At 66.3% G+C, this 13,234-nt stretch carries 11 protein-coding genes; 10 read left to right on the top strand and 1 reads right to left on the bottom strand.

Features of this window, described 5'->3' with window-relative positions:
* Window positions 1-30 precede the first annotated feature (30 nt).
* From QO207_RS28775 to QO207_RS28740, 8 genes are all read left to right on the top strand, one after another.
* Window positions 31-903 carry an ABC transporter permease gene (locus QO207_RS28775; RefSeq protein WP_081518266.1) on the top strand — a complete coding sequence of 291 codons (873 nt, stop codon included), beginning with the start codon at window positions 31-33 and terminating at the stop codon, window positions 901-903.
* A complete protein-coding gene (locus QO207_RS28770) occupies window positions 896-1,702 on the top strand; it encodes an ABC transporter permease (RefSeq protein ID WP_138216992.1) in 807 nt (268 codons plus the stop codon). The genes QO207_RS28775 and QO207_RS28770 overlap by 8 nt, the downstream gene beginning before the upstream one ends.
* Window positions 1,695-2,774: an ABC transporter ATP-binding protein gene (locus QO207_RS28765; protein WP_301535658.1), complete on the top strand. Its 1,080-nt coding sequence runs from the start codon at window positions 1,695-1,697 to the stop codon at window positions 2,772-2,774. The genes QO207_RS28770 and QO207_RS28765 overlap by 8 nt, the downstream gene beginning before the upstream one ends.
* Before the next feature lie 48 nt (window positions 2,775-2,822).
* A complete protein-coding gene (locus QO207_RS28760) occupies window positions 2,823-4,127 on the top strand; it encodes a glycosyltransferase (protein ID WP_301535657.1) in 1,305 nt (434 codons plus the stop codon).
* A complete protein-coding gene (locus tag QO207_RS28755) occupies window positions 4,120-4,500 on the top strand; it encodes a cupin domain-containing protein (RefSeq protein ID WP_301535656.1) in 381 nt (126 codons plus the stop codon). The genes QO207_RS28760 and QO207_RS28755 overlap by 8 nt, the downstream gene beginning before the upstream one ends.
* 199 nt (window positions 4,501-4,699) lie before the next feature.
* Window positions 4,700-5,044, top strand: coding sequence for a cupin domain-containing protein (locus tag QO207_RS28750; RefSeq protein WP_301535655.1), 345 nt, complete (start codon window positions 4,700-4,702; stop codon window positions 5,042-5,044).
* A gap of 4 nt (window positions 5,045-5,048) precedes the next feature.
* Entirely contained in the window at window positions 5,049-6,101 is a 1,053-nt protein-coding gene (locus tag QO207_RS28745; RefSeq protein ID WP_301535654.1) for an aminoglycoside phosphotransferase family protein, read from the top strand.
* The gene (locus QO207_RS28740; protein WP_301535653.1) at window positions 6,098-7,600 is read left to right on the top strand and encodes an aldehyde dehydrogenase; all 1,503 of its coding nucleotides are present in this window, start codon (window positions 6,098-6,100) and stop codon (window positions 7,598-7,600) included. The genes QO207_RS28745 and QO207_RS28740 overlap by 4 nt, the downstream gene beginning before the upstream one ends.
* A 7-nt stretch (window positions 7,601-7,607) precedes the next feature.
* Here the strand turns inward: QO207_RS28740 and QO207_RS28735 are convergent, their stop codons facing one another.
* Window positions 7,608-8,204: a GNAT family N-acetyltransferase gene (locus QO207_RS28735; protein ID WP_301535652.1), complete on the bottom strand. Its 597-nt coding sequence runs from the start codon at window positions 8,202-8,204 to the stop codon at window positions 7,608-7,610.
* A gap of 598 nt (window positions 8,205-8,802) precedes the next feature.
* On the opposite strand from QO207_RS28735, the gene QO207_RS28730 reads away from it, so the two are divergent.
* Both QO207_RS28730 and QO207_RS28725 read left to right on the top strand, forming a co-directional pair.
* The gene (locus tag QO207_RS28730; RefSeq protein ID WP_301535651.1) at window positions 8,803-10,323 is read left to right on the top strand and encodes an aldehyde dehydrogenase family protein; all 1,521 of its coding nucleotides are present in this window, start codon (window positions 8,803-8,805) and stop codon (window positions 10,321-10,323) included.
* Window positions 10,324-11,207: 884 nt separating this feature from the next.
* Window positions 11,208-13,234, top strand: a 2,027-nt coding sequence (locus tag QO207_RS28725) for a PQQ-dependent dehydrogenase, methanol/ethanol family (RefSeq protein ID WP_301535650.1), incomplete at its 3' end; no start/stop codon positions are given.

Genomic DNA, 13,234 nt, shown 5'->3' with positions numbered 1-13,234 from the left:
CCGCCTGGCGTGGGGTTGGGGGAACTACGCATGACCGCTTTGTCCGCCGACCGGAAACTCTCGGCCTGGCTGCTCGCCCCCGGCCTTGGCTGGCTGGCCCTGTTCCTGCTGCTGCCGTGCCTGCTGGTGCTGGTCTACAGCTTCCTCGAACGCGGTGCCTATGGCGGCATCGACTACGTGTTCACCTGGGAAAACTACCGCCGTGCGGTGGACCCGCTGTACCTCGACATCCTCCTGCGCTCGGCGAAGATCGCCGGCCTGGCCACGCTGTTCGCGGTGCTCATCGGCTACCCGGCGGCCTACGCCATCACCCGCAGCACGCCGCGCCGGCAGGCGGTGTTCCTGTTCCTGGTGATGCTGCCGTTCTGGAGCAACTACCTGATCCGCACCTACGCCTGGATCGTCCTGCTCAACCGCGAAGGCCTGCTCAACCGGCTGTTCAACCTGCTGGGCTACAGCGGCGAGCCGATCAGCCTGCTGTACACCGACGCCACCGTGGTGCTCGGGCTGGTCTACAACTACATCCCCTTCGTCATCCTCGCCATCTACAGCTCGCTGTCGCGCATCGACAACGAACTCTGGGAAGCCTCGCGGGACCTCGGCGCCTCCGGCTGGACCACCTTCCGCCGGGTGATCCTGCCGCTGTCGGTGCCGGGCGTGGCCGCCGGCGCGGTGTTCGTCTTCGTGCTCTCCATCGGCAACTTCATCACCGCCGACCTCTTGGGCGGCAAGCAGGTGCAGATGGTCGGCAACCTGATCTACGCGCAGTTCCTCACCGCGCGCGACTGGCCGTTCGGCGCGGCGCTGAGCTTCTTCCTGATCGGCATCATGATGCTGCTGCTGTTCATCCAGGCCATGGTCTCGCGCCGGGCCCAGGGTGCGGAGGGCGAACGCCATGCGTAATTCATCCGGTATTGCCCTCGGCGCGCACCTGTGGCTGGTCTACGCCTTCCTCTATGTGCCGATCCTGGTGCTGATCCTGCTGTCGTTCAACGCCAGCGGCCTGCCCACCGCCTGGGGCGGCGCCTCGCTGAAGTGGTACGCCAAGCTGCTGGCCAATGCCTCGATCCAGCACGCGGCGCTGAACACCCTGATCGTCGCGCTGACCTCCACCTTCATCGCCTGCCTGCTCGGCACGCTGCTCGCCCTCGGCGTGGAAATGCGCGCCCGCAACAACCCCGGCAAGAAGGGCGCGAACCTGGCTGACACGCTGCTGATGGCGCCGATGATCATCCCCGACATCGTCCTCGCCATCGCGCTGCTGAGCTTCTTCAACCTGCTGAAGATGAGCCTGGGGCTGCACTCCATCATCCTCAGCCACGTGGTGTTCAACATCGCCTTCGTCTGCGCGGTGGTGCGCACACGGCTCAAGCACTTCGACTACTCGATCCTCGAAGCCTCCATCGACCTGGGCGCCGGCTGGTTCACCACCGCGCGCCGCGTGCTGCTGCCGGCGATCTTCCCCGGCGTGATGGCCGGCGGGCTGCTGGCGTTCACCCTGTCGGTGGACGAATTCATCATCGCCTTCTTCAACTCCGGCTCCGGCAGCGCCTCCACCACGCTGCCGATGCAGATCTACTCGATGATCCGCTTCGGCGTGACCCCGGAAATCAACGCCCTCGCCACCCTGGTGATGCTGGTCAGCTTCACCGCGCTGTTCGCCTCCCAACGTCTGAACAAGGTGCCCAAAGCCCATGACTAAGTCATCCGACCTGCTCGTGCTGGAGCAGGTGAGCAAATCCTACGGCGAGGGCCTGACGGCGGTGGACCAGGTGTCGCTGAGCATCCGCGAGAACGAGTTCTTCGCGCTGCTCGGCCCGTCCGGCTGCGGCAAGACCACCCTGATGCGCATGATCGCCGGCTTCGAGACGCCCAGCTCCGGCGCCATCTACCTCAACGGCCAGGACATCTCGCCGCTGCCGCCGAACAAGCGCCCGCTGAACCTGATGTTCCAGTCCTATGCGCTGTTCCCCAACATGACCGTGCGCGGCAACATCGCCTACGGCCTGGAGATGGAGAAGCTGCCGGCCGCCGAGATCCGCCAGCGCGTCGATGCGGTGCTGGAGACCGCGCAGCTCCGCCCGCTGGCCAACCGCCGGCCGGACCAGCTTTCCGGCGGCCAGCGCCAACGCGTCGCACTGGCCCGCGCGCTGGTCAAGCGCCCGCGTGTGCTGCTGCTGGACGAACCCCTCGGCGCGCTGGACAAGAAGCTGCGCGAGAAGATGCAGCTGGAACTCAAGCGCCTGCAGCACGAGAGCGGCATCACTTTCATCATGGTCACCCACGACCAGGAGGAAGCCCTGGTCATGTCCGACCGCATGGCCGTGCTGCGCGACGGCAAGGTCTGCCAGTGCGGCAGCCCCAGCGAGCTGTACGAGAACCCGGGCAGCCGCTTCGTCGCCGACTTCATCGGCGTCAGCAACCTGATCGAAGGCCGCCGCGTGGGCACCAATCGCCTGCAGGCCGGCGACCAGGTGCTGAACATCGAGACCACTGCCGAATCCAGCCCGGAGAGCGTGACCCTGGCGCTGCGCCCGGAACGTTTGCGCGTGCTCACCGACGCCACGCCGGCCACCGACAACCAGATCCATGGCGAGGTAGCCGAAGTGGCCTACCACGGCCTGGACACCAACCTGCACGTGAACACGGCGCTCTCCAGCAAGCCGCTGATCGTTCGCGTGCCGTCTTCGGACTACGACTTCTTGCGCCTCGCCGCCGGCATGCCGGTGCGCCTGGGCTGGGATGCGCGGCACGGCCGCGTGCTGACTCACTGATCGCCTAAGAACAAGACTAATGGGCCTGCCCCATGAACGGAGAGCACCATGAGTAGTGAACGCAAGGTCATCGCATTCTTCCCCGAGGCCGCCTACGGCCCGGCCCTCAATTCGGTAGGCATCGCCCAGGCCTGCGAGGCGCTGGGGCACAAGGCGGTGTTCCTCACCGATCCGGGGATGACCGGGGTGTACTCGGCCTACGGCTTCGAGGAGCACTACGTGAACATGTCCGAGCCGATGCCGGCCGAGGAGATGGCGCGCTACTGGACCGACTTCATCAACGGCCACATCCCCAATTTCCGCAAGGCGCCGATCGACCAGCTCGACAACTACGTGAAGGAGTGCTGGGAGGCCATCGTCTCCACCTCCAAGTGGGCGCAGAAGGAGCTGCCGGCGATCCTCGACCGGATCAAGCCGGACCTGATCTGCGTCGACAACGTGATCCTCTTCCCGGCCATCAAGCACTACGGCAAGCCCTGGGTGCGGATCATCTCCTGCTCGGAAAACGAAGTGCACGACCCGGACATCCCACCGTACCTGTCGGGCATGAGCGTGGACGACAAGGACGGCCACGCGCGCTTCCAGAAGCGCTTCGAGGACGTGATCGCGCCGATCCATGCCGACTTCAACGACTTCCTTGCCGAGTGCGGCGAGCGCCCGTATCCGCTGGGCACCTTCTTCGAAGAGTCGCCGTACATGAACCTGCTGCTGTATCCGGACCCGGTGAAGTTCGAGCGCCGCCATCCGCTGCCGGCGCGGCAGTTCCACTACCTGCAGGGCTGCGTGCGTAGCGACAAGCCCTATGAGATTCCTCAGTTCAAGGCGCACAACGACAAGCCGCTGCTGTACGTCAGCTTCGGCAGCCTGGGCTCGGGCGACGTCGAGCTGCTCAAGCGCCTGGTCACCACCATCGGCAAGCTGCCGTACCGCGCGCTGTTCAACGTCGGCGAGCACGTGGAGAAATACACCGACCTGCCGGACAACGTCATCGTCTCCAACTGGTACCCGCAGCCCTCGGTGATCGCCCAGGTCGACGGGGTGATCCACCACGGCGGCAACAACAGCTTCACCGAGTGCCTGTTCTTCGGTAAGCCGGCCATCGTCATGCCCTACGTCTGGGACGGCCACGACAACGCCATGCGCGCCCAGGAAAGCGGCCACGGCCTGCGCATGGACCGCTACGACTGGAGCGAGGAAGACCTGGCGCGCAACATCGCCCAACTGCTCGGTGACGAGCTTATGCAGGGGCGCCTGGCGCGCACCAGCGACTACATGCGCTCGCGCAAGGGCCCGGAAGATGCCGCGCGCATCCTCGACCAGCTCGTCCAGGGCAAGGCGGTGAGCCATGGCTGAGTTCAAGGCTGCCTTCTTCAAGGGCGACTCGACCGCGCCGCACATCCGCGGCGCCCGCGACTACGACGACCTGGTGGACTGGGGCGTGCAGTCCGACGCGCTGGAGGGCGTCTCGCACTCCAGCGGCCGTCTGCTGTTCAAGGGGCCGAACAACAGCCCGGAAACCGGCCTGTGGGTCTGCACCCCCGGCCGCTGGCGGCTGTCGATCCCGCGCGACGAGCTCTGCCACTTCGTCGCCGGCCGCGCCACCTACCGCTCCGACGAGGGCGAGGTGATCGAGGTCGAACCCGACACCCTGGTGCTGTTCCCGGCCGGCTGGACCGGCGAATGCACCGTGCACAGCACGCTGCGCAATCTCTACATGCTGGCCTGATTTCCGAACCCATCGGCGGATAACCGCAAGCGGTTACGCGCCCTACGCCCGGCCCGATTTTCGATCGTAGGGCGCATAACGCCTCAAGCGTTATCCGTCGTCGATTTCCACCCGAACCCATCGGCGGATAACCGCAAGCGTTTATTCGCCCTGCGCCTTACCCGGCAGTCCGTGCGGACTGCCATCGAAGGAGATATCCATGAAGACCCCCGTTATCTACCGCCCCCTGCAAGTCACCGAACTCAAGGACTGGGGCGTGATCCCGACCATGCTCGAAGGCGAGTCCCATGTCAGCGGCGTGGTCCTGCACAAGGGGCCTGACGGCCAGTCCGAATGCGGCATCTGGCACTGCACGCCGGGCAAGTGGTTCTGCCATGTGACCAGCGACGAGTTCTGCCATTTCCTCGAGGGCCGCTGCACCTACGTGCACGAGTCCGGCGAGGTGATTGAGATCGAGCCGGACACCGCAGCCTTCTTCCCCAAGGACTGGAAGGGCGTGTGCACCGTGCACGAGACCATCAAGAAGGTCTACATGATCCGGTGATGCCATGAACCTGCCTTGCGAAACCACCCGTGCCGCCGCCCGCGAGACCTTCCTCGCCGGCAGCGGCCTGGCCGGCGCGGCCATCACCGCGCTGCCGGCGGATGCCTCGATGCGGCGCTACTTCCGCCTCGACGGCAAGGGACTGCTGCTGATGGACTCGCCACCCGGCGCCGAGCCGCTGGCCCCTTACCTGCGGGTGGCGCAGCTGCTGCGCGATTGCGGGCTGTCGGCGCCCAATGTGCTGGGCGCCGACCGCGAGCTGGGCCTGGCCCTGGTGGAGGACTTCGGCCACGCCACCTACACCCGGCTGCTCGCCGACGGTCATGACGAGGTGGCGCTGTACCGCCTCGCCGTGGACGCCCTGGTGCGCCTGCACCGTGCCGGCCCGCAAGCTGCCGAAGGCGTGCCGGCCTACGACGGGCAGAAACTGGCCGACGAAGCGGCGCTGTTCATCGACTGGTACGCGCCATTGCTGGTGGGCGAGGAGGCGGCCGCACAGCTGCGCGAGCGCTACCTGGCGGAGTTCGCCGCGCTGCTGCGTGATGTGTCCCTGCGCCGCGAAGTGTTGGTGCTGCGCGACTACCACGTCGACAACCTGATGCTGCTGGAGGGCAGGGCGGGTGTGGCCGCGTGCGGGCTGCTGGACTTCCAGGATGCGCTGTTCGGCGCACCGGCCTACGACCTCATGTCCCTGCTCGAAGACGCGCGCCGCGACATTCCTGAAACCCTGCGTGTGACCCTGCTCACCCATTACCTCAGCCAGCGCCCGGAAGTGGACGGCCGGCGCTTCATGGCCGATTTCCAGGTGCTTGCCGCACAACGCCACGCCAAGGTGCTGGGCATCTTCGTGCGCCTGGCCAAGCGCGATGGCAAGCACGGCTACCTCCGGCACCTGCCGCGCGTGCTGCGGCTGTTCCAGCGCGCGCTCGACAGCGAACAGCTGCGCCCGCTGGCGGCGCTGCTCGACGCCCATCTGCCGAACTGGCGCCTGCCGCTGGAGAGCGACGCGATCGCCCAGCACCTGGCCTCATCCGAATCCCTGCGGAGCATTCCATGACCGACTTTCACGTTGATCTGCCCCTGCGTTTCATCGGCCCGGATTACCAGGGCGTGGCGACGCAGCGCCTGCGCGACATCATCAACCCCGCCGACCTCACCCCGGTCGGGCGCATCGCCCTTTGTGATGCCGAGGACGTGGACGCCACCATCGAGGCGGCCAACGCCGCCCAGCGCGAGTGGAAGCGGGTGGACGCGAAGTCCCGCGCGGCGATCCTCCACCAACTGGCCAACACCATCGAAACCGACCAGGCCACCCAGCGCGAAGTGGCGCGGCTGATGACCCTGGAAATGGGCAAGCCGTTCCCCGAGGCCATGGGCGAGCTGGCCAATTGCGCACCGATCTTCCGCTATTACGCCGAAATGGCCCGCGACGAGGCCGGCAAGGTCGCCGGCACCACGCAGCTCGGCTCGTTCCAGCATGTGCGCTACGAGCCCTACGGCGTCAGCGTGCACATCATGCCGTTCAACTTCCCCATCCTGCTGATGTGCTGGACCCTGGCCGCCTCGCTGGCGGCGGGCAACGCCTGCATCGTCAAGCCGGCGGAAAGCACCACACTGTGCACGCTGAAATTCATGCAGCACTTCAAGGTGCTGCCGGCGGGCATGGTCAGCTGCGTGCCGGGCGACGCCAGCACCGCGCAGCGCCTGGTGCAGTCCGAGCGTACCCACGCCGTGGCCTTCACCGGCAGCGTCGCCGCCGGCAAGGCGGTGGCGGTGGCCTGCGCCGAACGGATGAAACCGGCGGTGATCGAGGCCGGCGGCAGCGACCCGATGATCATCTCCCGCCATGCGCCGCTGGAAGTCGCGGCGGCCGGCGCGGTGACCGCAGCCTTCCACCTGAGCGGGCAGATCTGCACCTCGGCGGAGCGCTTCTATGTCGTCGATGAGGTGCATGACGAGTTCGTCGCACGCTTCGCAGAACGCACCCGCGCGCTGCGCATCGGCCATGGGCTGGAGCGTTCCGAGATCGGCCCGATGGTCAGCGAGGCCGCCCGCGCCAAGGTCATCCGCCTGGTGGACGACGCCATCGCCAAGGGCGCCACGCTGGTCTGCGGCGGGCGCATCCCCGAGCAGTTCCCGGTGGGCTGGTACTACGAGCCGACCATCCTCACCGACGTCACCCCGGCCATGGCGATCTTCCACGAGGAATGCTTCGGCCCGGTGGCGGCGATCTGCAAGGTGAGGGACTTCGACGAAGCGGTAGGGCTGGCCAACGACTCACCCTTCGGCCTGGGCGCCTCGCTGTTCTCCACCGACCTGGCCGAAGCCATGGAAGCGGCGGACCGCCTGGAAGCGGGGATGGTCTGGGTGAACAACCCGCTGATCGACAACGACGCGCTGCCCTTCGGCGGCTGGAAGATGTCCGGCATGGGCCGCGAACTCGGTCGCCAGGGGCTGGATGCGTTCCGTCGCTCGAAGATGGTGATCATCGACCACCAGCCGCAGATCCACTCCTGGTGGTACCCGTACAGCGACGAGGTGTTCTACCAGGGCTGAGCAGCTCTCAGCTCGGGGCGCGGCCGAGCCTTTCAAGCAGCCGCGCCTTCACCTCCGGCCACTCGCTGTCGATGATGCTGAAGCGCACCGAGTTGCGCTTGCGCCCGTCGGGCATGATGCGCTCATGACGGACGATGCCTTCCTGCACCGCGCCCAGGCGCAGGATGGCAGCGCGGGACTTCTCGTTCAGCTCGTCGGTGGTGAACTGCACGCGCACGCAGTCGAGTTCCTCGAAGGCATAGGTCAGCAGCAGGAGCTTGGCCTCGCTGTTGATCGGCGTGCGCTGCGCCGACAGGGCGAGCCAGGTGTGGCCGACTTCCAGCTTGCGGTTGGCCCGGTCGACCTTCCAGAAGCGCGTGCTGCCGACGATCTTCCCCGTGCGCCGGTCAAGAATGGCGAAGGGCAGGACGCTGCCTTCCTCCTGGCCCTTTTCCGCCTTGGCGATGTAGCCTGCGACCGTATCCGGGCCGGGCACCACCGTGACCTTCAGGTTCCACAACTCGCCATCGGCGGCTGCTGCCAGCAATGCCTGCGCATGTTCCGCGCGCAGCGGCAGGAGTTCGACGTGCTGGCCGATCAGGTGGGGGCAGGTGAGGGCGGGCATGTTTCAGGGCTCTGGGCGGGACGTCTCCACAGCCTACCGGATGCCGAGTGGATTTCGTAGGCGGGGTGGAGGGCTCTGGTAGGAGCGGAGCTTCTCCGCGAATCGCCGACAGGCGATGTGCAACTCGATATCCCTGTGACTCCCGCTCCCGCCGTGGAGGATTTCGCGGACAAGGTCCGCTCCTACGAAAAGCGACTCTTCGGCGCTCCGGCTCCAGCTTTGGTTTCTGATCTTAAAGTCTTCCAGAGAAACGTCCGCACGCTCCGGAGTGCGCCTTTCAGGAGGCCGAAGGTGATCGGATGTCAGGGGCGAGACCTTTTGGTTCCTTTTGGGAGGGCGGCTATCCGACGTTTGCCAAAAGGGACTCGCCCGAGGGGGCGAAACAAAACCTTTCAGCCCACGCAGATGCACCGCAGAAATGCCAAGCCCAAAAACATCGCGGACAAAGTCCGCTCCTACGAAGAACCCACGCATTGCGTCTACTACCAAATGAGTAACTCACCGCGCCCATGGGTGCATTCCGGGCCGGGAAGGGCGCTGCCTAAGATCGCTCCATGACCTGGCCAAAGGAGGCCGGGACCCGACAGGAGAGCACCCCATGATCTACGCCGCACCCGGAACCCCAGGCGCCGTCGTCACCCTCAAGCCGCGCTACGGCAACTACATCGGTGGCGAGTTCGTCGCGCCGGTGCTGGGCCAGTACTTCAGCAACACCTCGCCGGTGAACGGTGAGGTCATCGCCGAGTTCCCGCGCTCTACCGCCGAGGACATCGAGCGCGCCCTGGATGCCGCCCATGCCGTCGCCGGCAGCTGGGGCCGCACGTCGGTGCAGGACCGCGCGCTGATCCTGCTGAAGATCGCCGACCGCATTGAGCAGAACCTGGAACAGCTCGCCGTCGCCGAGACCTGGGACAACGGCAAGGCCGTGCGCGAGACCCTGAACGCCGACGTGCCGCTGGCCGCCGACCACTTCCGTTACTACGCCGGCTGCATCCGCGCGCAGGAAGGCGGCGCCGCCGAAATCAACGAGAACACCGTCGCCTATCACATCCACGAACCGCTGGGCGTGGTCGGGCAGATCATCCCGTGGAACTTCCCGCTGCTGATGGCCGCGTGGAAACTGGCCCCGGCCCTGGCCGCCGGCAACTGCGTGGTGCTCAAGCCGGCGGAACAGACCCCGCTGTCGATCATGCTGCTGGCCGAGATCATCGGCGACCTGCTGCCGCCGGGCGTGCTGAACATCGTCCAGGGTTTCGGTAAGGAAGCGGGCCAGGCGCTGGCCACCAGCAAGCGCATTGCCAAGATCGCCTTCACCGGTTCCACCCCGGTGGGCTCGCATATCCTCCACTGCGCGGCGGAGAACATCATCCCGTCCACCGTGGAGCTGGGCGGCAAGAGCCCGAACATCTTCTTCGAGGACATCATGCAGGCCGAGCCGGCCTTCATCGAGAAGGCCGCCGAGGGCCTGGTGCTGGCCTTCTTCAACCAGGGCGAAGTCTGCACCTGCCCGTCGCGGGCGCTGGTGCAGGAGTCGATCTTCGAGCCGTTCATGGTCGAGGTACTGAAGAAGATCAAGGCGATCAAGCGCGGCAACCCGCTGGACACCGACACCATGGTCGGCGCCCAGGCCTCGCAGCAGCAGTACGAGAAGATCCTCTCCTACCTCGACATCGCCCAGGGCGAAGGCGCCGAGCTGCTCACCGGCGGCTCCAGCGAGCGCCTGGAGGGCGACCTGGCCAGCGGTTACTACATCCAGCCGACCCTGCTCAAAGGCCATAACGGCATGCGCGTGTTCCAGGAGGAAATCTTCGGCCCGGTGGTGGGTGTGACCACCTTCAAGGACGAAGCCGAAGCCCTGGCCATCGCCAACGACACCGAGTTCGGTCTTGGCGCCGGGGTCTGGACCCGCGACATCAACCGCGCCTGGCGCATGGGCCGCGGCATCCAGTCCGGCCGCGTGTGGACCAACTGCTACCACCTGTACCCGGCCCACGCCGCGTTCGGCGGCTACAAGAAATCCGGCGTCGGCCGCGAAACCCACAAGATGATGCTCGACCACTACCAGCAGACCAAGAACCTGCTGGTGAGCTACGACATCAACCCGCTGGGCTTCTTCTAACGCAGCGCTGCCAGCCGGCGAGCCTTCCCCCCATCGGGTTCGCCGGTTCCCTTCTCTGGTGTACCGCCTGGCACTCCACCGGGCATCCCTTGTGTCGACGCGCCCGTTCGGGTGGCCGTCCGCTTCCGTGCCCATTCCTCGGGCGACGGCCTTCGTCGAACGCGGCTTCTGCCGCGTTTTCTTTTTCCGGGCCTGTCGCGGTTCGTCCCCGCGTGGGAGCGGACTCCGTCCGCGATCGGCCCCGCTTCGCGCCGGACGCCCTCGCGGATGAATCCGCTCCTACAAGAGCGCTCGCAGCGTCCCGCGTCCGCAACACCTTGGCGTCGCGGTTCGTCCCCGCGTAGGAGCGGACTCCGTCCGCGACTGGCCCCGCTTCGCGCCGGAAATCATCGCGGATGAATCCGCTCCTACAAGAGCTTTCGCAGCGTCATGCGTCCGCAACACCTTGGCGCCGCGGTTCGTCCCCGCGTAGGAGCGGACTCCGTCCGCGATTGGCCCCGCTTCGCGCCGGAAATCATCGCGGATGAATCCGCTCCTACAAGAGCTTTCGCAGCGTCAAGCGTCCGCAACACCTTGGCGCCGCGGTTCGTCTCCGCGTAGGAGCGGACTCCGTCCGCGATTGGCCCCGCTTCGCGCCGAATACCATCGCGGATGAATCCGCTCCTACAAGAGCGCTCGCAGCGTCCCGCCTGCGCAACACCTGCCGCTGTCCCGCGCAACACCTGTAGCGCTCGCAACACCCGCATCACCTTCGGGAGGAAATGCCGGAAGCCCCAAACGACGAGACCTCCAGCCCATTCCGCCAACCCTGGCACAACGGTTGCTCTGAGCCTTCCAAGCCGCGGCGAACGATCCGCGGCATCAACAAGAATCGGAGAACCTCCATGAGATCGATTGGCCTGCACGTGCCTTCCGTTCGCCTGCAACCCGCCCTGCGTCATTCCCTGCTGACCGCCTCGCTGCTGATGGCCGGTCTGTCCCCCAACCTCCATGCCGCCGAGAATCCTGCCGATGTCGACGGCAAGCGCATCGCCGCCGCCAACAGCGAGCCGGGCAACTGGATGTCCACCGGCCGTACCTATGACGAGCAGCGCTTCAGCCCGCTGAAGAAGATCGACCAGAGCAACGTCGGCAACCTGGGCCTGGCCTGGAGCCACAAGCTGGACATCGACCGCGGCGTGGAAGCCACGCCCATCGTGGTCGATGGCGTGATGTACACCACCGGGCCGTTCTCCATCGTCTACGCGCTGGATGCCCGCAGCGGCGAGCTGCTGTGGAAGTACGACCCGCAGTCCGACCGCAGCCGCGCCGGCGAAGCCTGCTGCGACGCGGTCAACCGCGGTGTGGCGGTGTGGAAGGGCAAGGTCTATGTCGGCGTGCTCGATGGCCGCCTGGAAGCCATCGACGCCAAGACCGGCAAGCGCGTGTGGAGTGTCGATACCCGCAGCGACCCGACGCGCAGCATCACCATCACCGGCGCGCCGCGCATCGTGAAGGGCAAGGTGATCATCGGTAACGGCGGCGCCGAGTTCGGTGTGCGTGGCTACATCACCGCCTACGACGCCGAGACCGGCAAGCAGGACTGGCGCTTCTTCACCGTGCCCGGCGACCCCAAGGAAATGCCCAAGGGCAAGGGTATGGAGATCGCCGCCAAGACCTGGTTCGGCGATAACTACGCCAAGCAGGGCGGTGGCGGCACCGTGTGGGACTCGATGTCCTACGACCCCGAGCTGAACCTGCTGTACATCGGCGTCGGCAACGGCTCCTCGTGGAACCCGCGCATTCGCAGCGAAGGCAAGGGCGACAACCTGTTCCTCTCGTCCATCGTCGCGATCAACCCGGACAACGGCGAATACGTCTGGCACTACCAGACCACCCCCGGCGACGCCTGGGACTACACCGCCACCCAGCACATCATGCTGGTGGACCTGGAGATCGACGGCAAACAGCGCAAGGTACTGATGCAGGCGCCGAAGAACGGCTTCTTCTACGTCATCGACCGCGCCACCGGCGAGCTGCTCTCGGCGAAGAACTTCATCCCGATCAACTGGGCCACCGGCATCGACATGAAGACCGGCCGGCCGATCCGCAACGAGAAGGTCTCCGACTACTGGAAGGACCCGGAGAAGAAGGCGCGCCTGATCCAGCCGGCCTTCTGGGGCGCCCACGACTGGCAGCCGATGTCCTGGAACCCCAACACCGGCCTGGTGTACATCCCCGCGCACATCATGTCGGCGATGTACCAGGACGTCGACGGCGCGCCGCCGCGCTCCAAGTTCAAGAGCATCTACCAGCTCGATGTCAACACCGGGATGATGCCCGAGGACCCCGAAGGCCTGCGCAAGATCGCCGATACCTGGACCGGCAAGCTGATCGCCTGGGACCCGGTGAAGCAGGAAAAGCGCTGGGAAGTGCCCTACAGCACCATCTTCAACGGCGGCACCCTGAGCACCGCCGGCAACCTGGTGTTCGAAGGCACCGCCGATGGCCGTGTGGTGGCCTACGCCGCCGAGACCGGCAAGAAGCTCTGGGAATCCCCGGCCAACACCGGCGTGATGGCCGCACCGATCACCTATGAGGTGGACGGCGAGCAGTACGTGACCTTCATGGCTGGCTGGGGCGGCGCTTTCTCCACCTTTGCCGGCGCCCTGTCGCTGCGCGCCGGGGTCAAGCCCAACGCCCAGGTGCTGACCTACAAGCTCGGCGGCACCGCCAAGCTGCCGGACATCAACTACAAGTGGGCCGACCGCAAGCCCGAGCCGCCGGCGCTGACCGGCACCACCGCGCAGATCGACCAGGGCCGCGAGCTGTTCAACGGCAGCTGCTCGCAGTGCCACGGCATCAACGCCATCAGCGGCGGCGTGGTACCCGACCTGCGCACCCTCAGCGCGGAAAACCACCAGCGCTTCCT

This window comes from Pseudomonas sp. CAN1, assembly GCF_030462585.1.
Classification (GTDB): domain Bacteria; phylum Pseudomonadota; class Gammaproteobacteria; order Pseudomonadales; family Pseudomonadaceae; genus Pseudomonas.
This window is presented reverse-complemented; position numbering and strand designations above follow the sequence as displayed.

Excerpts from the sequence above, each read along its gene's own strand:
- QO207_RS28775 (WP_081518266.1), top strand. The coding sequence starts at position 31 with ATGACCGCTTTGTCCGCCGACCGGAAACTCTCGGCCTGGCTGCTCGCC.
- QO207_RS28770 (WP_138216992.1), top strand. The coding sequence starts at position 896 with ATGCGTAATTCATCCGGTATTGCCCTCGGCGCGCACCTGTGGCTGGTC.
- QO207_RS28765 (WP_301535658.1), top strand. The coding sequence starts at position 1,695 with ATGACTAAGTCATCCGACCTGCTCGTGCTGGAGCAGGTGAGCAAATCC.
- QO207_RS28760 (WP_301535657.1), top strand. The coding sequence starts at position 2,823 with ATGAGTAGTGAACGCAAGGTCATCGCATTCTTCCCCGAGGCCGCCTAC.
- QO207_RS28755 (WP_301535656.1), top strand. The coding sequence starts at position 4,120 with ATGGCTGAGTTCAAGGCTGCCTTCTTCAAGGGCGACTCGACCGCGCCG.
- QO207_RS28750 (WP_301535655.1), top strand. The coding sequence starts at position 4,700 with ATGAAGACCCCCGTTATCTACCGCCCCCTGCAAGTCACCGAACTCAAG.
- QO207_RS28745 (WP_301535654.1), top strand. The coding sequence starts at position 5,049 with ATGAACCTGCCTTGCGAAACCACCCGTGCCGCCGCCCGCGAGACCTTC.
- QO207_RS28740 (WP_301535653.1), top strand. The coding sequence starts at position 6,098 with ATGACCGACTTTCACGTTGATCTGCCCCTGCGTTTCATCGGCCCGGAT.
- QO207_RS28735 (WP_301535652.1), bottom strand. The coding sequence starts at position 8,204 with ATGCCCGCCCTCACCTGCCCCCACCTGATCGGCCAGCACGTCGAACTC.
- QO207_RS28730 (WP_301535651.1), top strand. The coding sequence starts at position 8,803 with ATGATCTACGCCGCACCCGGAACCCCAGGCGCCGTCGTCACCCTCAAG.